A 21,249-nucleotide genomic window follows, 5' to 3' on the forward strand; every position below is an offset into this window, starting at 1 on the left:
TATCAATAATTTTCGTAGTAATAACTTTTGCAAAATTCTGATGACAAATGCAGTATACATTGAGTATTGATAGATAAAAATCTCACATTTTGATCACGGAGATTATATGTCATTGCAATCAGGGTTAGATGCTTTTAATCAAGGGCGCTATGAAGAAGCAATTTATCTTCTAGAAGAATTCTCCCAGAATTCCATAGAACTAAATTCTCCAGATTACCTGACTTCCCAAATGTGGCTAGTCAAAGCCTATCAAGCCATAGGAGACCTTGAAGAAGCGACAATTTTGTGGCAAAAGTTAATTAATAGTCCTAACCAAAAAGTCCAAGAATGGGCTAGAGGAAATCGTCCTACCCCGCTACCACAACCGGAAACTGAGTCTCGTAAATTTCCCAAGGCTGGAAGGGCTGTTACCACGGGGGTAAGTTTAGCTATGGGGGGAGTAGGTGGTAGTTTAACCCTAGCATCTGGTGTCACCATAGCCTTGCTATTTGGCATGGTTTTTGTTTTAGGTTTAAGTGTAGTCTTAATTACTAACAGCAGCGATCCTGGGACTGGACTAGCGATCGCTATTGGTATTACCTTAGTATTCAATCTCGCTGCTTTTTTCTTCTCTCCCCTCCTCATGGACTTAAGCCAAAAGTGGCTTTACCAGACTCGTTGGGTGAACTTAGCAGAAATTGAAAACCTCAGCCCAGAAACAGCAAAAATCATCCGCCAAGTCTGTCAACAAAAAAACATCACCACCCCCAGACTAGGAATAATTGACGACCAAAACCCCACCGCTTTTACCTATGGTTCTTTACCTAACAGCGCCCGGTTAGTCGTCAGTCAAGGACTTTTTACTTACTTAGATGATGATGAAGTCGCTACCGTTTACGCCCATGAATTAGGTCACATCGTCCATTGGGACTTTGCTGTCATGACCGTAGCTTCTACTTTAGTGCAAATTTGCTACCTAGTTTACAGCACAGCCCGAAGATTTACCCGTGGCGGTGGCGACAATAAAGTTAAAGATGCGTTAGAAACTGCCGGTTTTGTTGCATATATCTTTTATGTTATCGGTACATATCTGCTGTTATATCTTTCCCGAACCAGAGAATATTTTGCAGATCATTTCGCCGCTGAAACCACAGGTAATCCCAACGGATTATCTCGCGCCTTAGTCAAAATTGCCTATGGGATTGTCGAAGAAGGTTCACGCGCCCAAGAACCCAGCCGTTTAATTGAAGGGACTCGCGCTTTAGGAATTTACGACCACAAAGCCGCAGCTTCTACAGGTACAGCTTACCGCATTTCTTCAGATCCGCAAAAAGTTGGTCGCGTCTTTTTGTGGGATATGTTCAACCCTTGGGGTTGGTGGATGGAATTAAATTCTACTCATCCCCTTACAGGTAAACGAGTCCGCGCCCTCAGCACATACTCAGAACAACTAGGTTTACCTACTGAATTTGATATGGGGCGAGTTATGGGTGAAGGTAAAACCCTTGATAAAACAAAACTTTACGGTAACTTCTTCTTAGATATCGTTCTTTATGGTGCAGAAACCATTGGCTTTATTGGTGGTTTGATTATCGGTTTCTTCATGTTATCAGCTTCAGACAACTCTGGCTTAATACTAGGTATGCCATTAGTAGGTTTAGGAATCGGAATTGTCATTAAAGCCTTGGTGATGTTCCCTGACTACAGCAAAGCCGTTAGTACAGATATTCTCACTTTAATGTCAGACCCTTATGCTAGTCCGTTGCGGGGACAACCTGCCAATTTAGAAGGGGAATTAATTGGCCGGGGTGATGCTGGTTATAAATTTGGTTCTGATTTAAAACTCCAAGATCCTAGCGGAATGCTTTATTTACGCTATGCTTCCCGTTTTGGTCCAATTGGTAATTTTCTGTTTGGGATGAAACGAGTAGAAAGCCTAATTGGTCAAAAAGTAGGGACTATTGGCTGGTTTCGCCGGGGAATTATGCCTTGGATGGATTTAATCCAACTAGAAGGAGAAAATGGCACTTTTGTCCATAGTTATCACCGTTTTTGGTCATTCATTATGGGTGGCGGATTCATTATTCTAGGAGTCGCATTAACTGTCTTTTTGAACAACAATTAATTTTACCAATTTGATTTTTTTAGAGGTAGTTAAAAACTGCCTCTTTTTTATTAATTATCAATTGTCAATTGTCAATTGTCAATTATTGAACTAATGACCTCGTTTTTGTATTTTTTGTAGGTTGGGTTAAGCGACAGCAAAACCCAACCAACCGTTGTAAAGGGACTTCCAAGAAATAAATTATCCAGATTAACGGACAAGTATTGAATTGTCAATTGTCAATTATCAATTGTCAATTATTAACCTAATGACCTAGTTTGGCTTTAGCCTGTTGCCAAAGTGCATCTAATTCTTCCACACTATAATCTGTAAACGGACGTTCAATCACATCTTCCATTTTTTGTAATCGGTGGATAAATCTTTGGCTTGTACCTTGTAAACCTGCACTCGGATCAAGATTATGCCATCTAGCAACTTGAATAATTGCAAATAGCAAATCACCTAATTCTGATTCTTGTCTTTCTTGAGTTTCTTCAGCTAAAGCTGCTTGAAATTCTCCTAACTCTTCATGAAATTTTCCCCAAACTTCATCAACATTATTCCACTCAAAACCAACACTAGCAGCTTTTTGGGAAATTTTCATCGCCGCATTTAAGGGAGGCAAACTCCGCCGATAACGATTAAGTTTATCAGTGAGTTTTTGGTCTTCTACTGTTTCTCCTTTTTCTGCTGCTTTGATGGTTTCCCAATTTTGTCGCACTTCATCAATATTTTGTACAGTCACATCACCAAATACATGAGGATGACGACGAATTAACTTTTGAGAAATACCCTCAGCGACTTCTTGGAGGGAAAAATCTCCGGACTCGTTGGCAATTTGTGCTTGTAATACTACTTGTAATAATAAATCACCTAATTCTTCTGCGATCGCCTTTTTATCTCCTGTTTGAATTGCGTCTACCACTTCATAGGCTTCCTCAATCACATAAGGTGTAAGACTTTGGGGTGTTTGTGCCAAATCCCAAGGACAACCTTCAGGCGATCGCAATTTCGCCACTACATCTATTAATTCTTGTAACGCCAGCAAAGTCTGATTAACTTCCATAAAACCTCTGGATTTTTTATCGCTTCTTCACACTGCGACGACTGCGGGTAACTTTACGTTTTTTAATTTTGCCACGGGGAAGCAAACCTTGAATACCCTGTTTTTGAAATCGCTTATAAGCAGAACCAGTCCAATCGCTGAGAGAATGACTCATTGCACCCAGTTCACAGCCAATAAATAGGGCAAAAAATTCTCCATAATATATATAGATAGTCTTCCCCACTGTCCCCCACACTTCCCCCCAGTTCCAAGTCACATTTCCCAACTTGGCGAAAATCATCACAGCCACAATTACCACAAATGCCAAAAAAGTCGTGAGATACACTACTCTTAAAGTCGTGCCAATAATTGGACCATGGGATAAAAAAGACCGATGTCGCAGACTTTTTTGATAAGGTAGCCAAATCCACCGCAGAAACCCCCAACGCTGAAATTGACGGGAATAAATATCCAAGTCGGGTCCAAACATCAACCCCCCAAACATATATCCACCCGCTACCAACAAAGTCATGTTACTGCTGCGAGTGGAAACTAAGGTTATACCCGCTACCCAAGGCATAGACCAAATAGTAATGCGATCGTGTGTTTGACCAGAGGGCATATTTACAAGTCAAAAGTCAAAATTGAATCCTGAGTAAGTATAGCTGACAACCTCCCTCCAGCCTGAAAAAGTTTTTTCCCAAACCCCTTGCAAAATTTGAAAAGGCTATGTTATATTAATTAAGTGAAACAAACGGGCGGTTAGCTCAGTTGGTAGAGCGCCTGCCTTACAAGCAGGATGTCATCAGTTCGAGTCTGGTACTGCCCATTTAAAAGAAGCAATAAGTTTTTATAAAGCGGTTCGCAATTTTCATTGTGAACCGCTAAAACTTTATGTAGCTAAATTTCAATAACCCATTTGCGCTAACTCCCCTTCTGGAAAATCGCGTAAGTGGGTTTTATTTATATAGGGTTTGCGGAGAAAGTCTATTAGGAGTCAGGAGTCGTAGGGGCGATAAATTATCGGTTTCTTCCCAAGTAGGGGCGAAGCATTCGGGCGATAAATTATCGGTTTTTTCCCAAGTTTATTTTCCGAATGCTTCGCCCTTACACCGAATGCTTCACTCTTACACTGAATGCTTCATATCTACACCGAATGCTGATGCTTATCTTCCCTATTACCTGTCACCTTCTTCATCTGTCAATTATCAAAGTCTTATTACAACTATTTACTATTTTTTGTCAATTCCTCTTGACACTTCGTAACAATCTTGTTATATTAGTTTACATAAGGTAACAAAACAAAAAAAACATTATGTATACTACCGTTAACGAAGAAGGCATTCTCAATAACTACGCTCCCGAAGCCAAACTTTATTACGCCGAATTTCCTACAAAAGCGCAACAACGCCGCTACGCCTTCCAAGGTGCAGTAGCAGTATTATTTTTAACTTCTATAGTTCTAATTGCTTTGGGGGTTAGCTAAAATTCTCAGCTTCGGTATTTGTATCTAATCGTCATTCATATTTCTCCTAATTAACTCCGGTCAGTTTCGCCGGGGTTTTTTTTTGCGAAATCACAGCTAGTATATTTTCACACTAGTAAAAGGCTCTACCATCTAAATTGCATTCCCCGATTCTACTTGGGAATCAGAGACAGTACAATTAGATATACTTAGTCAAAAATAGCAAATGGTTCTCATTCGACCTAGAATAACTGATTTCTACGACATCACAGCAACCCAAGCACAGTTAGATTTTGCCATAGCATTTCTAGATGAAGATATTCCCCTCTATGTTGACCCTTTTCTTTTATGGAAGTCTCCCTCATTACAAGACCAGGCACTTCATACCACTCTCATTAATGCCTTTAACCACCTAAATTTTCTTGTTCAGAAAGGCAAAGTAGATGAGGCGCGAAACAACCTGATTATTGCGTCTGAGTGCCAAGAAGTGGGACTTGGTTTGTCAAAAAACCGAAAAGGTGTCAGGATTAGTGCTAACAAAGCAGATGAGATTATCTCTATATTCCAAAAAATTCCAGAGTATGGTAAATATGGCTTCGTCCACTTTGAAGAAATACAGTTTTATGTAGATGGAATCTCTAAAGATCGTATTAGTGATATTTCCTGTAACTTTATCAAATCATTTTTAATAGACTATACTATACAACAATGTGAAGAAGTAGGAATACCACTAGATAAAACTAATATTTCTACACTATATGAATACCGCAAAAATTCATTTATTCTAGATTCAGAAATCACATTACCTGTGAATCCTGAAACTAAAGAACCTTTAATTTTTGTTCCTAAAAGATGGCTAAAATTCTCTCCGTGGATAAACTTTGAGGACTATTTTAAGGAATATTGCCCTCGTGATGAAATTTTCAACCCTGGAGAAACGGAGGAACGTGTTAAAGTTTTAAACTTCAACCGGGAAAATTATGGCGTTGTGCAGGAATATATCAAGGTAAAAGAACGAACTCAGGAAGACTGTAAAAATGATCCTCTCTTTAAACAGATACCTATTCTTTCCGCCACAAGGAAATTAACTGAAATACAAAAACTGCCTACGGGAAAAGAAGATCAGGCAGACATTCAGTACGAAAAGAATATCTGTCAACTGCTTGCATCGCTTCTTTATCCAGACCTTGATTTTGCAGCCGAGCAAAGTCGTACAGATTCTGGAAGACTGATTAGAGACCTTATCTTCTACAATAATCGGTCAATAGATTTTCTTGAAGAAATTTATCAAGTCTATGGTAATAGACAACTTGTATTTGAATTAAAAAATGTGAAGGCAGTTGAGAGTGAACATATTAACCAACTTAACAGATATCTTGATTCTGGACTTGGTAAATTTGGTATTCTTGTTACAAGAAATCCTCTTTCTAAAGCGATGTTTAGCAATACTGTTGATTTATGGTCTGGTCAAAGACGATGTATCATCACACTTACAGATGAGGATATATCGTTAATGGTTAATATCTTTGAAAGTAAGCAGAGATCGCCAATTGATGTCCTCAAAAAGAAGTATGTAGAATTCCGTCGAAAATGTCCTTCATAAAAGGTGAAATAGATGAAGCGTAAAGATGTTGATGAATTTGAAAAAATATCTGGTCAGATCCAAGTAGTTTACGATGAGCTTTCGGTTTTATCTAAAAAATCTCCCAATGAAGCGGTTAACAAGTTTAAACTCAACTTTGTTAATAAATTATTGAATGACTCAAATGTATTCCTTGGAGAAAAATATCGACCTTTTGAAGACTTTTCAGAGTTTGATATAGATGACGTACCAATAAACAGTGATGTAGTATTCATCCTTTCACAGTATCTACAATGCTTTGAAAAAATGCGTGCAGATAATGTAAAATACAAGCATCCAAATTGGAATTGGTTGGTAGATGCAGAGGAAAATGAACCTGGAGATGAAGCAGGCAAAGTTTACATTAAAACAATTCGTCCAAAACGCTTAAGAGAATAAATAATTATGATTAAAAAAGATCAAAAACAGACTAGTTTTGAAAAAGCTGAACTTTATGAAGTCATAATATCTCTGCTAATGGCTATGCAAAAAGAATTCCTGGAACTGACTAAAAAGAAGCCAGAAGCTGTGTTAAACAAGAGTAAAATAAAAATGGTCAATCGGCTTTTAAAAAAATGTCGTATCGTACTAGCCTGGGAGCAATCACTTGAATATCTTGATCTAATTGATGAAGATGATGTCCCTCAAAATAGTGATGTAGCGCTGATGTTATCTCAGTATGTAGCTGCTATGAATCAGTTCCAATCAACCTATTATGGTTGGGATGGTAAAGAGTCTCGTTGGTTTATTTATGAAGAAACCTTGCCTCTTCCTTAGATTGCTAGTAGTTGAGTATAGTGAATGCTGTTTACCCTTATTTTACCCAATCCTAATTCCCTATTCACCCATTACCAAGAAACTTAGCTTTCATTTCTTCTAGTTCTTTATCTATGGGATCATTGCTAGTAGATTGCGATTGAGAATTAACATTTTGAGGTGGAACTTTACCACCTGTAAATTGAGTTTTCATTTCTTGCAATTCCTTCTCGATTTGACTAGAAGTTTTAATGACAACTGTTGCTTGAGAAGTGAGTGGTGTAATGAGTGTGGGGGGTACAGATGATTGTTGGTAATTTAAATCTTTGAGAACTTGATCCACAGTTTTGTAACGGTGACTGGGGACACTTTCTACCATTTTGTCAATGATTAGACTTAATTCTTTACTTACAGGAGTTTTGAGATATTGTTGCCATATCCAAGTAGCGTTATGGGTATCGTAGGAATCGAAAGGCGATCGCACTGTTAATAAATTAATACAAGTTGCACCTAAACTATAGATATCACTGGCAAAAAGTGCCTTTCCTCGCATTTGTTCTGGGGCGACATATTCGGGACTACCTATACTTGTACCAGTTTTGTTCAGGGCTGTTCCTGTGGCGGATTTGGCTGCTCCAAAATCAACTATAACTAATTTGCGATCGCTACTGCGACGAATAATATTTTCTGGTTTAATATCTCGGTGTATGACTTGTTGTCCGTGACAAAAGTGCAACACTGGCAATAAATCATTCAGTAATTGTCGAATCTGTGTTTCATTGAAAGCGCCATTTTGTTGTAGTTCTTGGTATAAATTCAGTCCATCTATGAATTCCTGAACTAGATACTGTCTGTCATCTTGGTTACAATATGCTAAAAGTGATGGAATCTGGGGATGTTGACCCAATTCATCCAACTGTATAGCTTCTTGGTTAAATAACTCTACTGCCTTTTGTACCGTATTTGTACCTTGGGCTTGAGGGTAAAATTGCTTAATTACACAAGGTGGTTTTGAGGGTTTATCCTCGTCTACTGCTAAAAAGGTTCTACCAAAACCACCTTGTCCGATAGGTTTAATAGCGCGGTAGCGTTCTTTCAGCAGTAATTTTGTCCCACAGGTTTGACAAAACTTAACATCATTAGTGTTTTCTGGGTGGGAACAATGGGGATTAAGACAATAACTCATAAATAAATAAATGATACCTATCCTTATTGTGCCTTGTGCTTTGCCAAAAGGTGTTTATGAACGTTTATTTTATTTTTAAGTAATGTTAAGGGATTTTTTTAAAGCTATTTCTACAAGATTAAATAGATAAGATGGTAAAATTCCTAATTTTTTGTGAAATACTGAATTATGGACAGTAGCAATTTTATCAGCCCTAATCAATGATGTTTTTTTCAGCCCTGTTTTTATAAAGTCATTAATACCCAATTTTCACTCAAATCATCAGTCGGAATTTTGGAAAAAATACCCAATATAATAAATTCTTCTCGATGCACTGATAAAATAAGGGCTGGTCTTAATTTTGTAGCAGTTAAATTGCTAAAAGGGAAACGAACTAACCAAATTTCTAAAGATTTAGGCTTCATCATTATAAATATCTTCTTCTGGATCGTTCCACTCCTGAAATCCAGTTTCTGCAAGCTGCATCATTGTTAATATATTACCATGATCTGCAAGCTTCATTTTAGAGGTAAAAGCTTCTATTCCTAGAATTTTTGATTCTTGATTTAAAATTCTATCTTCTAATTCTTTCACGCGATTTACTAATATTTGGTAACTTTCAACTGAGATAATTCCACTGCTAATAGGTTTAGTCATAATTTGAGATAATTGCTGGTTTTGGATAACTGGTTCAACTTTCGCACCTTGAAAACTATTTTCATCTTTGGGTATACCTGTAAAAGATTTGATTGTTGCAGGAGTTAAAGACCTAATTAATTCAGGATTATCTTTAATTTTAGAAATTAGTTCTGGTTGTATTTCATCTTCGGGAATACCTGTACAGGAGTTTATTAATGCAGGATTTAAAAAGTTAATGAATTTAGGACTCTCTTTGATCTGACCTAAAATTACTTCTGTCATCATTTGGAAGTGAAATTTTCTTTCTGCTTCTCTTTCTGCTTCTTCTCGTTTTTTATCCTTCAATACTTGCTGACTAAGAAATGCTTTAATCACAGAACCTTCTGCTACAAATGCAATGTGAGGATGTAGAGATTCAAAAGCCAAAATTACCTGATCTTTATAGCCCTGATCATTCTCGCATATCCAGACCGCCATCAACTTTGTACCCAGAACCAGTGAAGACAGTAATTGATTATTACCAATATTACCATCAGCATGAAAATGGGGATTTTTTTTTGTTGCTTTTTTGATATTTTTTTCTATTTTTACGTCAATTTCATCAGTATCAATAATAGGAGATATAGTTATCCATGTAATCTTATGTTCTGTATCTTCAAAATAAAGTTTAACTTGATCAAGACAAAGTTCATCACCATCAAATTCTTGATCTTCCTGTGTTGATACTCCTAGTAGAGTTTGTCCAATAGGAAATTCATTGATTACCATATTTATCACCAGCAATGAAGTCATCTTTAATATTAACAAGATTGCCTTCAGTCCACCAGATGTGACGACAACTTTTAACGCCCACCTACTTAGTTTCTAAGTCCTAACTAACAGTTTTAAATAAAAATAAAGTCTAAACATCTAAAAACCCGATCAAGGTTGACCGGGTTCTAGGAAATTTACTGGTTTCAAATGATTAAAGTACGTTATTGTAACTTACTAAGGTGGACTTTTGAAAACACAAACACAGCATCTTCACGTTTTTCCGCTCTGGGATTTGGCTTCGCCATGTATCTAACACGGGCTATTTGCCACTTGATTACTCAATAATGCTGTAATTTGTTTGGGCTGATGACAGGGGACACTATATCATTTGCCCTTTTTGGTTGGTTTCTTATTTGCTTGGTGTCCTATAGATTCAATATATCATTTCATTTTGGAGATGTAATATGTCCTTTACATTTATTAACAAATAGGTGTAAGGGAAGGGGTGATAGATAACAATAAAGAGCAGAATAGATGAAAAAAAGCTTATTTTCGGTTATTTCCTTTTTGCCAAGTTTGACTGTTGGCTGGTTTGCTAAATTCTGCTTTAGGAAAAAGTCGCTGTTCTATTTGTTCATAACTTCCTTCCAACTCACATTTACCAAAGTGGGGACATTGACGACAATAAACGCTGTTGGTGTAACGTTCTAAATTCTCGCGGTTGAAAAAATAGGGTTTATGACTAAATGTACTCGCTACCCATTGCCATGACATATTGTTACTTGCTGGATCACCATCGAGTAAATGTTGCAGAAACCATTTTGCACCGGCTTGCCATTGAATGAGCCGCCAATGAATAATATAGGCTGCTAACCACATTCTGATATGGTTGTGGAGATAGCCAGTTGATCGTAATTCCTGACTAAAACTGTCTATGCAAACTAGTCCGGTAGTTCCAGTGGTGATATCTTCCGGGAGTTCTGTGGAGTAATCTGTGACTTTGTAGCCGGTTTTGTATTCTTCCTGATTTTGCCAAATCCCATTTCCAAGTTTGACATATAATCTTTGCCAATAGTCACGCCAAGCTAATTCATTAATTAGTTTATTTGCATCATCTGGTTTTTCAACTTGTGCAAGAACATATTCTCGAATTTCTCGCAAACTTAATACACCATGACGAATATAAGGTGATAATTTAGTAACGTCACCAGTTAATAAATTCCGTGTTTTTCCGTAAGCGACAGGGTTGATTTTCTGTAATGCTTGTTGTGCGGCTTTTCTGCCTCCGGGAATGTCGCTAACTTGATTGTCTTGGGCTGCGGCTTGGGGAAACTGTTCCCGCAGGTATGTAATTAATTCAGTCCGACTATTAAAATCACGTAACATAATTTTGTGAATTTGGGTATAAATTTATGAAGAAATAATCCAGTAATCAGGAGTTATAGGAGTCCAAAATAAAATAAATAGAAGTCAAACACCACGTATTCACCTAAAGGTAGTCTACAATCAGATGTGGTTTTATACCGCAAATAATTGTTCTATACTCTCATTCATTGTACCTGTTATGACAAAGCAACCATCTTTAAGTGAACAAAAAGGTTATTATCGCTATAATTCCAGTAATTTAGAGCAAAAAGGGGCTGCACGGTTATTTCCCTATACGGGGGAAGATGGGGCAGTACGCTATATTTTGACTAAGCTATGTGAAAATCTGTTAGCACAAGGAAAATTATCTGAACCTTGGAGTTTGTTGTTAACTGAGTTAGAAAATAAAGTTAACAAATTGGAGGAAGATTGGATAAATATAGCGACTTTGTTGGTAGATTGTGAAATTTTTCAATCGGGATGGTTTAATTTTGATTTACCACCTAATGAACAGTTTAATAGTAGTTATATCCAAGAAAGGAAAAAGTTAATTAAACGACTTTCGGCTGCAAAAAAAGCAGTGGAAAAATTAGATAAAAATCTCCCTGTTCTCCAACGAAATGAGGAGCAGAGAAACCTATTTTTTGCGGCTTTAACTAAAGCTGATGGGACACCTCCACCAATTATGAGTGTAATTCATAAACGGGATGGAGGATTAAGCGATCGCGAATTTGCCCGACAAAGATTAGCAGGTGCTAACCCAACAATAATCCGCCGAGTACAACCAACTGATCAAGGTTTAATCCAATCTTTAGCAACTCAACCTTATAAATTAGCAAATAATGGGACTGTAGATTTAGTTAAAGCCGCAGGGGACAATCGTTTATTTATTGTTGATTATCCATTGTTGAAAGATTTAGAAGTTACTGATTTGCAACCTGGTAAATATGTTGGTAGCCCAGTAGCTTTATTTTATCGTACTGATCAAGGATTAGAACCAGTATTAATTGAAGTTGAAAAAGGGAGGGTAGTAACTCCAGTAATTTCTGGAAGTGCGGCTGATGATTGGATGCGAGCGAAATTATATGTGCAAACGGCTGATGCTACCCATCATGAATTAATTTCTCATTTGACTTATACTCATTTAGCAATGGAAGCTTTAGCTATTGCTACTCCCAGACAGTTACCATATAATCATCCTGTCCATCAATTACTTGCTCCCCATTTTAAGTTTTTAATTGCCATTAATAGCCGGGGAAATAGTATATTATTGGCAGCAGGAGCAGCAATTGATAATCTCATGGCTCCTACTATCCAAACTTCTGGAAAGCTCATGAGTAAGGCTTATCGGGAAAAATCTTTTTGGTATTATTCCCTATTAAATGATATTGAATTACGGGGAATTGAACCCAAGTTTTTACCAGAATATCCTTATCGTGATGATGCTTTGTTATTATGGGAAGCGATCGCTAAATATGTGACTCGGTTTTTACGAAATTACTATCCAGACGACAAAGCCGTACAACAAGATCCCTATTTACAAGCTTGGGCTGAAGAATTAGCTGCACCTTTAAATACCCGCCCTAAATCAGATTTTCCCCAAGCACCTGCATGGCTACCTAAAGAATTAGTTGCAGAATCAGGAATTGAACCCCAAGAATTACCTAACTATCCGCGAATTCCGGGATTTATCAAAATTGGTAGTTTACAACAATTAATAGATATTGCCACTATTACCATTTTTACCTGTGGACCCCAACACGCAGCTTTAAACTTCAGTCAGTTTGATTATATTACCTATACTCCTAATGCACCTTTAGCTAATTATAGCTATCCTGATACACCAGCTAGTTTAGAGGAATTTTTACCACCAACAGATAAAGATTTACTGCAAATGCAGTTAACTTCAGCTTTGAGTGGAATCCATTGGGGTAAATTAGGAAGTTCTGATTTAATTCAATTCGCCAAAAAGAGCGATCGCCAAATTCTCGCCCAATTCCAAAATGATTTATCATTAATTGAAGGTACAATTAAAGGACGTAATCAACAACGCTTTACAGATAGCGATGTTGAGTATCCCTATCTTTTACCTTCGCTGATTCCCAACAGCATTAATATTTAATAGGAGTCAGAAAAAAGAAGTTGTGGCGGGGAAATCCCGCCCATAAAAGAGTCACTACGAAGCTACATTAAAGGAATTTAAAAATCCTTCGATACTCTTAGTTAAATATTTCTGTCTTCTTTTTGTAGTTTCCACACTTACTTGATACAATCTTTTATCAACCAAGTATATTCTTTGTTTAACAATTTTGTCCCCAGGTTTACTATAGCTAATTTCCTTACCAGAATAATTACCTAAAGTAATTTTTTGTTCACTAATTAAAATACCTTTGGCTTTTTTTACCACACTATCACGCCCATTTTCTAAAGCCTTTTCTACAAGATTATTCCGATTTAATAATTCAATATACTCAGACGAATAATCAACGTATCCCACCACATATTTAACGTCCTCTTGTTTGCGTTCCACAGTAAACATATTTAATTCAATATTGCCAGATTTCGTCTTTACTGTTTGTTTCTCCACCTTGGGATTACCCGGCATTAAAATCCGGAAACTACTATCAGGACTATAAAATAACTTCCATATAGATTGAGCTATTTGTACTGGTTGATTAGCTGATACAGATGTATTCATTGTATATCCACCACAGATAACCAATAGCGCCAAGGAATAATTTAGAAATTTAGGTTTCATAATTCTCAAATTCGATACCATTGAATTTTATACAAAAAAAGCCACAGTAATTCCAGCATAATTCATGATTTAGAGTAAAATAGACTTAATTGAGAATTTTATCTTCTCTTCTCAATAATCCGCTGTATATCTTAATCAAGACTAGCAATTATTTAATATTACAAACTGTTAACAAATGTCGCCAGAATTCCCAATAGGTAGTAAAGTCCGCGTGATCTCATTACCGCCTTATGTTAAAACTGCTGAACCTATGCCGATGTTACGTCCTGCTGATGTCATTCACATTGGCGAAGAGGGTATAGTTATTGACCGTCGTCCTGGTGGTTATTGGGGTGTACGTTTTACTAGAGGTAGTTTTCTCATAGATAGTCAATACATTGAAAGTATAGAAAAACCATCTGAACCCCAGTCGGAGTGATCCAAGTGTAAAAAAACGTTAATCCTCAAGGCAGAATATAGTCATACTCTGCCGAATGCAGCTTTCACAAAAGGATGTACCAATTCATGAGGCACTTGATTTTGTTCAATATAATCATTCATTTCTGCCTGATAATCAAGATAAAAACTCAACACATCAAATACTTGTGCAAGTTGTAAATTTAGAAGAGGAGGATTTTTAATTATGACTCAAGCAGTAGAAAGGCAGAAATCTATTTTGGAAATAGTCCAAAATCTAACCCCTCAACAACAGGAGGAGGTTTTGAATTTTATTGAGTTTTTACAGTTCAAGTCACAAAAACAGGATATATACACAAAAGGTAAATCTCAGCAAAAATCACCGGAGGAATTAGGCTGGCCTCCTGGTTTTTTTGAACAAACTTATGGTAGTTGTCAAGATGATCCTATTGTTATTGATGATGAGGATAATTTTGCCCAAAGTGAAGAAGCTGCATGATTTATTTGCTAGATACTAATGTTTGCGCTCGTTATCTTAAATCTAAAGCAATTTCACTACTCCTTTTTATCCACCTGCCGACATTCAGCAATTGATTGGTTTATCTCTGTTGCTTCTGTGTGGCTTAGAATTCCTGCAAATTTGGCTAGAGGATGATCTTTTCGTGTAGCTTTCACACGGTGTAAATAATCTAGTAAAAGTTGTACAATATCATCAGGAGCTTGTTCTAGTTCTTGGATTAATTGCTCACGGTTTGTCATATATTGAAACCTCTAAAGCATAATAAGTTAGAATCGCTCCCCTCTAGTTTATCTCATGCGATCGCCTATCCATCCTAAATAAAGTACAGCGATCGCTTTCCTCTTCGCAGGCATCGCTCCCATGCAAATAAAAACGGTGGGTTAATAAAATTTAACTCTACAAGAGGGGCGATCCTACTAATGTAAAAAGGCACGTAACTTCTCAAGCTCATGTTCCTGAAAACATTTGGCAAAAGACTTAGGAGCAAATGCGTTTGGATGTGGGAGAAAAGCAAAAAATCTTTCACGACTCCCAATCATAATTGGCTCAGATACTGAAATTTCCGCAGAGATATTAAATTGACTTTGAATTGCTTTTCGTGCGGGTGATCCTAGTACCACGACTACTTTTGCTCCTGCTAGTTCTAAAATCCTCAGCAAATATGCTTCAACACATTTATTTTGTGCTTGTTTTACACCAATTTCCTCACAGGATTTACAATGCACTATTTCGGTAAGCGCATAATCAGTTCCTGGATGCACATCACGTCTAAGTAACTCCATAGCACGTTGCCTAATTGCTGCCCAGAAATTAACAGAGGAGCTATATGTCCCATCTTTTTGCAAGGATTTTTTACCATTTACGATCCATTCCTTGCGTCCTCCTCCAAAACGATAATTGAAATAATCATCTACATCATCATCTGACCAAGAGCAAATTGGGTAGTCCTCACTAAAACTAATTGATGGATTTGAACTTAGAAAAAGAATAGGAGCTTGCTCTATTTTCCCACTCCACGGCTCAGGTACTTGATACTGATCTAAATTGATAGAACCTTGAGAAAGTACAATTTCACGACATGGATGCTCAGTATCAGGATTCTGTAAACAGAATCGCGCATGGGGACAATGAACAATTTCATTTAATAGAGTTCTTATAGACATTTCTAGTATGGTGTTAATTAATACAGCTTAAACTACGAGCATAAAGCAGGAATCTTCAGGGGTACAAGAGCTTTATGTAGTACACTAGGTTTAGCACTTAAATATACTTCCCGAAAATTACTCTCATTGTATCCAACCACAACCGCGCCTATAGTTGTACCAATTTCTGGATACATTTCTGGACTCATTCCCCCTTCAGCTAAAAAATCCGGGATTTTGATCAACCCCTTAACTAAAGACTCATCAATATTGACAAAAACGCCAAAGGGTGTATGAAATTCTACTTTTCCCAGAACAAACAGACCTAGCTTATATTTAGATTTAATATTTTCCCAACTTGTAATATCCATAAAAAATCATATTCACCCAAGTTGTTAGTTATCAAGTTAAGGCTTGTACAGTTGATGATACGTAATTATTGATGAAATCCCAATCTTCATCCTGTTCATCCTTTAATCCTGAAAATCCTGATTCAGACATCCTCACATACAACAGGCAAATTGAGAAAAAAGTCAATTAGTCTTAATTTTAGTTACAGTTAGATCACAAATAAATCGTGAGGGGTGATACTATGCGTGTTTTGCTAGTTTATCCAATATTTCCAAGCACATTTTGGTCTTATGAGAAAATTCTGGCACTAGTTGACAGAAAAGTGTTGTTGCCACCTTTGGGTTTAGTGACAGTAGCGGCAATTTTGCCCCAAGAGTGGGAATTTAAACTCGTAGATCGTAACATCCGCGCCGCCACAGAAGCAGAATGGGCATGGGCAGATATTGTCATTTTCTCTGCCATGATTGTCCAAAAACAAGATTTACTAGAGCAAATCCGGGAAGCAAAGAGACGCGGTAAGTTGGTAGCTTTAGGTGGTCCTTATCCTACCTCCACACCCCATGAAGTCGAAGCCGCAGGGGCAGATTACCTGATTCTCGATGAAGGGGAACTGACTTTACCTATGTTTGTGGAAGCAGTCAAAAAAGGGGAAAAATCTGGAGTTTTCCGGGCTGCTGAAAAACCTGATGTCACAGGTACACCGATTCCCCGCTTTGATTTATTAGAGTTTAATGCCTATGATATGATGTCCGTGCAGTTTTCGCGGGGTTGTCCCTTCCAATGCGAATTTTGCGACATCATTGTATTATATGGACGCAAACCCCGAACCAAAACACCAGCACAACTGTTAGCAGAGTTAGATTATCTCTATGATTTGGGTTGGAGACGTGGTGTGTTCATGGTGGATGATAACTTTATTGGCAACAAGCGGAATGTGAAATTGTTGCTGAAAGAGTTAAAAGTTTGGATGGCAGAACATCAATATCCTTTCAATTTTGATACAGAAGCTTCCATTGATTTGGCACAAGACCAAGAAATGATGGAGTTGATGGTTGATTGTGGATTTAAAGCGGTATTTTTGGGCATTGAAACCCCCGATGAAGATAGTTTACAACTAACTAAGAAATTCCAAAATACTCGCAGTTCTTTAACTGAATCTGTAGAAACCATTATTAGAACTGGACTACGGCCAATGGCTGGGTTTATTATAGGTTTTGATGGTGAAAAAGCAGGTGCGGGCGATCGCATTGTCAGATTTGCCGAACTAGCAGCTATCCCTTCCACCACCTTTGCCATGTTACAAGCGTTACCTAATACCGCTCTATGGCATCGGCTCACCAAAGAAGGCAGACTGCGGGAAAACAAAGATGGAAATATCAATCAAACCACATTGATGAATTTCATTCCTACCCGTCCCCTAGAAGAACTTGCTAGGGAATATGTGGAAGCTTTCTGTGCTTTATATGACCCGGCTGCCTATTTAGATCGCACCTATCGCTGTTTTATGATGTTGGGTTCGGCTAAATATACAGTGCCAGCAAAAATGCCAGAATGGGTAGTTGTGAGAGCCTTATTAATTGTAATTTGGCGACAAGGATTTAAACGACAAACTCGCTGGAAATTCTGGCATCACTTATTTAGCATTCTCAAGCATAACCCCAAGGTGATTGAACAATACGTTTCCACCTGCGCCCACATTGAGCATTTCATGGAATACCGGCAAATTGTCCGTGATGAAATTGAAAGCCAATTAGCAGCGTATTTAGCCCAAGGTGCAGAAACACCATACATACCAGTTCAGGCAAAAGCAGCCGAAAAAGCAGAAGCAGTAGTTTAGCAATATCTTGGCACTCCCCGGTCTAAAGACACGGGGATTCTTGGTTTTAAGTTTTTTCAGCCTAATTCCTGATAACCTGCTTTTTGCTATAACTGTAAAACAAAAACTTCCTCACTAACGGAAACAAAAGTTTTCCCCACTGGTAAAACAGCTAAAGCATTAGTTTGAGCTAAATTAATTAAATTGCCAGAATTTAAATTACCACCTGCTTGATAAAATTTATAAACACCATCAATTAAATTTAAATTACCCCAAATATAAGTTTCCATTTTTCCCTGAGATTTTAATTCAGAACCAGATTTTACTTTTATAAACTTCGCTTCCCAACCTGTAGCCACACCCGAAAGTTTTTTAATTGCTGGTTGGACAAATCGCCAAAATGTTACTAAAGCAGAAACAGGATTTCCAGGTAAACCAAAGTAGAGAGAACTGGCAAAACTGGCAAAAGTCAAAGGTTTTCCTGGACGCATTTGCACAGCGCGAAAATGAATTTCTGCACCAAGAGATGCTAAAATTTTATCAATATAATCATAGTCACCGACGGAAACGCCACCAGAAGAAAGAACTATATCAGAGTTATTAATGGCATAATTTATAGTTTCTGTTAAAGCAGTAGGATTATCTTTAATAATTCCTAACATTAAAACTTCTGCATCTAATTCTTTTACTAAAGTGAATAAAGCATATTGATTAGAATCAACAATTTGTCCAGGTTTTAGGGTTTGTTCTGGTGTAATTAATTCATCACCACTGGAAAAAATTGCCACCCGTGGACGACGGAAAACACTAATTTTAGGCAATTGTGTGGCGGCTAAAATAGCAATTTCCGTTGCATTCAGGGGAATTCCTGCTGGTAAAAGTTCCTTTCCTGCTTGGTAAAAATCCCCTTGGTGTCTAACAAACTCTTGCGGTTGAGGTGCAGAAAGAATAGAAACTTTATTTTCCTGTAAATTAGTTTTTTCCTGCATAACTACAGTATCTGCACCTTTTGGCATGATTGCACCGGTGAAAATTCGCGCTGCTTGTCCTGGTTGAATAGTAATTTGGGATTGATATCCTGCGGGAATCTCTTCCACAACTTCCAAAATGGTAGGATTTTCAAGACTGGAATTCTGCACATCTTCATAACGCACTGCAAAACCATCCATTGCGGAATTATCCCAATGGGGAAAATCTAAAGAACTAATTACTGGAGTTGCTAAAATTCGGTGTGAAGCTGTTAATAAATCAACAACTTCAATATCACGTTTTTGATTTAATGATTGGACAGCATTAACAATAATAGTTTCTGCATCTTTGACTGATAACATAATAAATGAGCTATTTAGGGTTTAAGGAAAAAAGGAGTCAGGAGGTAGGGGCGCAGGGCTTGCGCCCATTCAGGAGATAGCGAGGAAGAATTAGAAAGAGATCACAATAGTCTCAAATCTGGTTTATTAAGCGTTGTTAGTTGTCATTTGAATTAAATCTTTGCTAAACTAAATTTACAAAACTTTACTATTAACGTAAGTTGCTAATTAGAGTAATCGTCAGAATCAGGTGGTTATCGAGCGATAGCCTGCGTGGCGTAGCCATAGTCGAGATAATGTCCAGGATTTAAGGATATACAGAATGAAAACTGGAATTTTATCACCAATTACCAATCACCAATTACCAATTACCAATTACCAGCCTCAACTAGATAACTAGCAACTTGGTTTATTAGATAATTTCATCAATCATTATAATATATGCTTTCAGCTAATACACCTCCTAAACCTAGACAAAATTCTGCTTTTAAGCACCTAATGTCAATCCATTGGTGGATGTCAGTTGGTTATATAATATTGTTCGCAACTGGAACATTTATGGCCAGGTTGCCAAGGGAAGTTTTTATTCGTTCTTCCCTTTATGATTTTCATAAATCAATAGCTGTTTTAGTGATGGCTGTACTCACTTGGCGAATTTTAGTATTGTTGCGTGTTTGGTGGCGAAAATATACTAAAAAATTTCCTAAGTTGACTCCAGAATGGTTTAAAACTGTTGCTCTACATAGCAGTTTATATATTTTTATGTGGGCTGTTCCTGTTGCTGGTTTCTTGCTTTCTAACTCATATAAAAGTAATAATGTGAGTTTTTTTGGCATTGTTTTACCAGATATTTTCCCCCAAAATTCAGAAATGGTTGATATTGGGAGAAATTTGCATTTTTGGTTAGCCTATACATTTTTGGCTTTTATTATTCTCCACACAATTCAACAAAGAAAAGTAGTGCGATCGCTCTGGCGTAAATTCATGAAAATCATCAAATTCGATAATAACTTATCCAGGGAATAATATCAAGTAATTTACATAGGGTTTAGGGAAAAAGTCTTTTTGTGGAGAAATCTTGCCAGGTTAAATTTCCCTATCCTTTTTTGGATTTCGACAAAGCACATTCACTTTTTATAAATTAAAAATACCGAACCAATTAGACCGAAATTCTCCACATAAACTTTATTATTATAAAACAACCCTGGAGACATTCCGCCATCAAATAACATCCCTTCTTTAATTGTCCCTAAACAGTTATTTTTAGCAATTCCTGATAACACATCATCAAATTGATTGGGGAGTAATTCTTTATTATTTGCAGAAAACTGCATACTAGAATTAGCTTTCACATCATTTACCAACAAAATTACATAACCTTTACTAGTAATAGCAACTAGAGAACGATTAGTAGCACCTTTACAAGCAAATTCTCCCAAAGCTTGACAGATATCCTTAAATTTTCCTTGATTATAAAATCTACCATTACCTCCCACCATATTGTAATTAAGAATATTTGCTCCTCTTCTTCCTATTCCCATAGTGGCTTGGCGTTGTTGAGGATTTCCTCCTGATATCCCAAAGGAAGAACGTCTATTTTTAAATGCTCCTGAATACTCAACACCGCGAGAAATATTTAACCCTTGGGGTTGATTTTGTGGATCTATATAATCAGCATTAATAGCCGCAATTGGTGATTTACCATTTAATTTAGAATTAGTATCAGTGATGATTTCTCTAAACTGTTTTGGGACATATTTTTTCTGAAATCTTCCTCTAGCATCTTTAGCATAAATTTGATGAGCTAAACCCACATTTACTTTAAAATCTAACTCTGGTGATTGAGGATTAAAAATAATTACATGATTGATACCTTTGCTATATCTTTCACCATTATTATTAGCTTGAAAAAAATCAATACTAAATTGAGCATTTTTACCAGGACACTTAGCAGCCTGTTTGGGTGCTGAATTAGCTACCATATCCTGACAACCTGATATTAAAGTTGTCGTAAGACTTAACAAAGATAAAAAAATCAATTTTTTGGCAAACATAAAATGTAAA

General features: G+C 37.0%; 23 protein-coding genes and 1 tRNA gene. 11 read left to right on the top strand and 13 right to left on the bottom strand.

The features are described from left to right. Positions 1-106 precede the first annotated feature (106 nt). Positions 107-2,104 carry a zinc metalloprotease HtpX gene (locus tag FJR04_RS20630; protein WP_168498270.1) on the top strand — a complete coding sequence of 666 codons (1,998 nt, stop codon included), beginning with the start codon at positions 107-109 and terminating at the stop codon, positions 2,102-2,104. Between the two features lie 244 nt (positions 2,105-2,348). On the opposite strand, the gene mazG is transcribed toward FJR04_RS20630, so the two are convergent. Continuing rightward, on the bottom strand, positions 2,349-3,149 hold the full coding sequence (mazG, locus tag FJR04_RS20635; RefSeq protein WP_168498272.1) for a nucleoside triphosphate pyrophosphohydrolase: 801 nt from the start codon (positions 3,147-3,149) through the stop codon (positions 2,349-2,351). Between the two features lie 16 nt (positions 3,150-3,165). Then, positions 3,166-3,750, bottom strand: coding sequence for a metal-binding protein (locus FJR04_RS20640; protein ID WP_168498275.1), 585 nt, complete (start codon positions 3,748-3,750; stop codon positions 3,166-3,168). A 134-nt stretch (positions 3,751-3,884) separates the two neighbouring features. Between FJR04_RS20640 and FJR04_RS20645 the strand changes: the two genes are divergently transcribed. The 5 genes from FJR04_RS20645 (at position 3,885) to FJR04_RS20665 (ending at position 6,991) form a co-directional block, all read left to right on the top strand. After that, positions 3,885-3,957: transfer RNA gene (locus FJR04_RS20645), tRNA-Val, on the top strand. Positions 3,958-4,443: 486 nt separating this feature from the next. Next, a complete protein-coding gene (psb34, locus tag FJR04_RS20650; RefSeq protein ID WP_168498277.1) occupies positions 4,444-4,614 on the top strand; it encodes a photosystem II assembly protein Psb34 in 171 nt (56 codons plus the stop codon). A 205-nt stretch (positions 4,615-4,819) separates the two neighbouring features. Next, entirely contained in the window at positions 4,820-6,196 is a 1,377-nt protein-coding gene (locus FJR04_RS20655) for a hypothetical protein (RefSeq protein ID WP_168498279.1), read from the top strand. A gap of 12 nt (positions 6,197-6,208) precedes the next feature. After that, complete coding sequence (locus FJR04_RS20660; protein WP_168498281.1) at positions 6,209-6,613, top strand: hypothetical protein; 405 nt, start codon at positions 6,209-6,211, stop codon at positions 6,611-6,613. Positions 6,614-6,619: 6 nt separating this feature from the next. Then, entirely contained in the window at positions 6,620-6,991 is a 372-nt protein-coding gene (locus FJR04_RS20665) for a hypothetical protein (RefSeq protein ID WP_168498283.1), read from the top strand. 64 nt (positions 6,992-7,055) lie between these two features. Here FJR04_RS20665 and FJR04_RS20670 read toward each other — a convergent pair whose 3' ends face one another. From FJR04_RS20670 to FJR04_RS20685, 5 genes are all read right to left on the bottom strand, one after another. Then, positions 7,056-8,156 (bottom strand): serine/threonine-protein kinase, encoded by a 1,101-nt coding sequence (locus FJR04_RS20670; RefSeq protein ID WP_168498285.1) that lies wholly within the window; start codon positions 8,154-8,156, stop codon positions 7,056-7,058. Positions 8,157-8,231: 75 nt separating this feature from the next. Further along, positions 8,232-8,402: a type II toxin-antitoxin system PemK/MazF family toxin gene (locus FJR04_RS26695; RefSeq protein WP_217359453.1), complete on the bottom strand. Its 171-nt coding sequence runs from the start codon at positions 8,400-8,402 to the stop codon at positions 8,232-8,234. Continuing rightward, the gene (locus FJR04_RS25965; protein ID WP_217359454.1) at positions 8,381-8,563 is read right to left on the bottom strand and encodes a hypothetical protein; all 183 of its coding nucleotides are present in this window, start codon (positions 8,561-8,563) and stop codon (positions 8,381-8,383) included. The genes FJR04_RS26695 and FJR04_RS25965 overlap by 22 nt, the downstream gene beginning before the upstream one ends. Further along, complete coding sequence (locus FJR04_RS25970) at positions 8,550-9,542, bottom strand: DUF6334 family protein (RefSeq protein ID WP_217359458.1); 993 nt, start codon at positions 9,540-9,542, stop codon at positions 8,550-8,552. The genes FJR04_RS25965 and FJR04_RS25970 overlap by 14 nt, the downstream gene beginning before the upstream one ends. Positions 9,543-10,073: 531 nt before the next feature. After that, positions 10,074-10,913, bottom strand: coding sequence for an FAD-binding domain-containing protein (locus FJR04_RS20685; RefSeq protein WP_168498287.1), 840 nt, complete (start codon positions 10,911-10,913; stop codon positions 10,074-10,076). 178 nt (positions 10,914-11,091) lie between these two features. Between FJR04_RS20685 and FJR04_RS20690 the strand changes: the two genes are divergently transcribed. Then, positions 11,092-13,014, top strand: a complete 1,923-nt coding sequence (locus FJR04_RS20690) for a lipoxygenase family protein (RefSeq protein WP_168498289.1) — start codon at positions 11,092-11,094, stop codon at positions 13,012-13,014. 54 nt (positions 13,015-13,068) lie between these two features. On the opposite strand, the gene FJR04_RS20695 is transcribed toward FJR04_RS20690, so the two are convergent. Then, the gene (locus tag FJR04_RS20695) at positions 13,069-13,590 is read right to left on the bottom strand and encodes a hypothetical protein (protein WP_254445332.1); all 522 of its coding nucleotides are present in this window, start codon (positions 13,588-13,590) and stop codon (positions 13,069-13,071) included. Between the two features lie 235 nt (positions 13,591-13,825). On the opposite strand from FJR04_RS20695, the gene sipA reads away from it, so the two are divergent. Continuing rightward, entirely contained in the window at positions 13,826-14,068 is a 243-nt protein-coding gene (gene sipA, locus FJR04_RS20700; RefSeq protein WP_168498292.1) for a regulatory protein SipA, read from the top strand. A gap of 204 nt (positions 14,069-14,272) precedes the next feature. Continuing rightward, the gene (locus FJR04_RS20705) at positions 14,273-14,545 is read left to right on the top strand and encodes a DUF2281 domain-containing protein (RefSeq protein ID WP_168498294.1); all 273 of its coding nucleotides are present in this window, start codon (positions 14,273-14,275) and stop codon (positions 14,543-14,545) included. Between the two features lie 56 nt (positions 14,546-14,601). Here the strand turns inward: FJR04_RS20705 and FJR04_RS20710 are convergent, their stop codons facing one another. The 3 genes from FJR04_RS20710 to FJR04_RS20720 all read right to left on the bottom strand — a co-directional run bounded on the left by FJR04_RS20710 (position 14,602) and on the right by FJR04_RS20720 (position 16,079). After that, entirely contained in the window at positions 14,602-14,805 is a 204-nt protein-coding gene (locus tag FJR04_RS20710) for a hypothetical protein (RefSeq protein ID WP_168498296.1), read from the bottom strand. A gap of 177 nt (positions 14,806-14,982) precedes the next feature. After that, complete coding sequence (locus FJR04_RS20715) at positions 14,983-15,729, bottom strand: hypothetical protein (RefSeq protein ID WP_168498298.1); 747 nt, start codon at positions 15,727-15,729, stop codon at positions 14,983-14,985. A 32-nt stretch (positions 15,730-15,761) separates the two neighbouring features. Further along, positions 15,762-16,079, bottom strand: coding sequence for an RNA-binding protein (locus tag FJR04_RS20720; protein WP_168498300.1), 318 nt, complete (start codon positions 16,077-16,079; stop codon positions 15,762-15,764). Positions 16,080-16,300: 221 nt separating this feature from the next. On the opposite strand from FJR04_RS20720, the gene FJR04_RS20725 reads away from it, so the two are divergent. Next, entirely contained in the window at positions 16,301-17,896 is a 1,596-nt protein-coding gene (locus FJR04_RS20725) for a B12-binding domain-containing radical SAM protein (protein ID WP_168498302.1), read from the top strand. 86 nt (positions 17,897-17,982) lie between these two features. Here FJR04_RS20725 and glp read toward each other — a convergent pair whose 3' ends face one another. Further along, entirely contained in the window at positions 17,983-19,206 is a 1,224-nt protein-coding gene (gene glp, locus FJR04_RS20730; RefSeq protein WP_168498304.1) for a gephyrin-like molybdotransferase Glp, read from the bottom strand. A gap of 420 nt (positions 19,207-19,626) precedes the next feature. Here glp and FJR04_RS20735 point away from each other — a divergent pair, with 420 nt between their 5' ends. After that, positions 19,627-20,211, top strand: coding sequence for a cytochrome b (locus FJR04_RS20735; RefSeq protein ID WP_168498306.1), 585 nt, complete (start codon positions 19,627-19,629; stop codon positions 20,209-20,211). Between the two features lie 101 nt (positions 20,212-20,312). Here the strand turns inward: FJR04_RS20735 and FJR04_RS20740 are convergent, their stop codons facing one another. Then, positions 20,313-21,239: a phosphodiester glycosidase family protein gene (locus tag FJR04_RS20740; protein ID WP_168498308.1), complete on the bottom strand. Its 927-nt coding sequence runs from the start codon at positions 21,237-21,239 to the stop codon at positions 20,313-20,315. Between the last annotated feature and the right edge of the window lie 10 nt (positions 21,240-21,249).

The sequence above is a fragment of the Anabaena sp. UHCC 0204 genome (assembly GCF_009711975.1).
Lineage (GTDB): Bacteria > Cyanobacteriota > Cyanobacteriia > Cyanobacteriales > Nostocaceae > Dolichospermum.

Bases quoted from the DNA above. Each gene is read 5' to 3' on its own strand.
- FJR04_RS20630 (WP_168498270.1), top strand. From the start codon at position 107: ATGTCATTGCAATCAGGGTTAGATGCTTTTAATCAAGGGCGCTATGAA.
- mazG (WP_168498272.1), bottom strand. From the start codon at position 3,149: ATGGAAGTTAATCAGACTTTGCTGGCGTTACAAGAATTAATAGATGTA.
- FJR04_RS20640 (WP_168498275.1), bottom strand. From the start codon at position 3,750: ATGCCCTCTGGTCAAACACACGATCGCATTACTATTTGGTCTATGCCT.
- psb34 (WP_168498277.1), top strand. From the start codon at position 4,444: ATGTATACTACCGTTAACGAAGAAGGCATTCTCAATAACTACGCTCCC.
- FJR04_RS20655 (WP_168498279.1), top strand. From the start codon at position 4,820: ATGGTTCTCATTCGACCTAGAATAACTGATTTCTACGACATCACAGCA.
- FJR04_RS20660 (WP_168498281.1), top strand. From the start codon at position 6,209: ATGAAGCGTAAAGATGTTGATGAATTTGAAAAAATATCTGGTCAGATC.
- FJR04_RS20665 (WP_168498283.1), top strand. From the start codon at position 6,620: ATGATTAAAAAAGATCAAAAACAGACTAGTTTTGAAAAAGCTGAACTT.
- FJR04_RS20670 (WP_168498285.1), bottom strand. From the start codon at position 8,156: ATGAGTTATTGTCTTAATCCCCATTGTTCCCACCCAGAAAACACTAAT.
- FJR04_RS25965 (WP_217359454.1), bottom strand. From the start codon at position 8,563: ATGATGAAGCCTAAATCTTTAGAAATTTGGTTAGTTCGTTTCCCTTTT.
- FJR04_RS25970 (WP_217359458.1), bottom strand. From the start codon at position 9,542: ATGGTAATCAATGAATTTCCTATTGGACAAACTCTACTAGGAGTATCA.
- FJR04_RS20685 (WP_168498287.1), bottom strand. From the start codon at position 10,913: ATGTTACGTGATTTTAATAGTCGGACTGAATTAATTACATACCTGCGG.
- FJR04_RS20690 (WP_168498289.1), top strand. From the start codon at position 11,092: ATGACAAAGCAACCATCTTTAAGTGAACAAAAAGGTTATTATCGCTAT.
- FJR04_RS20695 (WP_254445332.1), bottom strand. From the start codon at position 13,590: ATGAATACATCTGTATCAGCTAATCAACCAGTACAAATAGCTCAATCT.
- sipA (WP_168498292.1), top strand. From the start codon at position 13,826: ATGTCGCCAGAATTCCCAATAGGTAGTAAAGTCCGCGTGATCTCATTA.
- FJR04_RS20705 (WP_168498294.1), top strand. From the start codon at position 14,273: ATGACTCAAGCAGTAGAAAGGCAGAAATCTATTTTGGAAATAGTCCAA.
- FJR04_RS20710 (WP_168498296.1), bottom strand. From the start codon at position 14,805: ATGACAAACCGTGAGCAATTAATCCAAGAACTAGAACAAGCTCCTGAT.
- FJR04_RS20715 (WP_168498298.1), bottom strand. From the start codon at position 15,729: ATGTCTATAAGAACTCTATTAAATGAAATTGTTCATTGTCCCCATGCG.
- FJR04_RS20720 (WP_168498300.1), bottom strand. From the start codon at position 16,079: ATGGATATTACAAGTTGGGAAAATATTAAATCTAAATATAAGCTAGGT.
- FJR04_RS20725 (WP_168498302.1), top strand. From the start codon at position 16,301: ATGCGTGTTTTGCTAGTTTATCCAATATTTCCAAGCACATTTTGGTCT.
- glp (WP_168498304.1), bottom strand. From the start codon at position 19,206: ATGTTATCAGTCAAAGATGCAGAAACTATTATTGTTAATGCTGTCCAA.
- FJR04_RS20735 (WP_168498306.1), top strand. From the start codon at position 19,627: ATGCTTTCAGCTAATACACCTCCTAAACCTAGACAAAATTCTGCTTTT.
- FJR04_RS20740 (WP_168498308.1), bottom strand. From the start codon at position 21,239: ATGTTTGCCAAAAAATTGATTTTTTTATCTTTGTTAAGTCTTACGACA.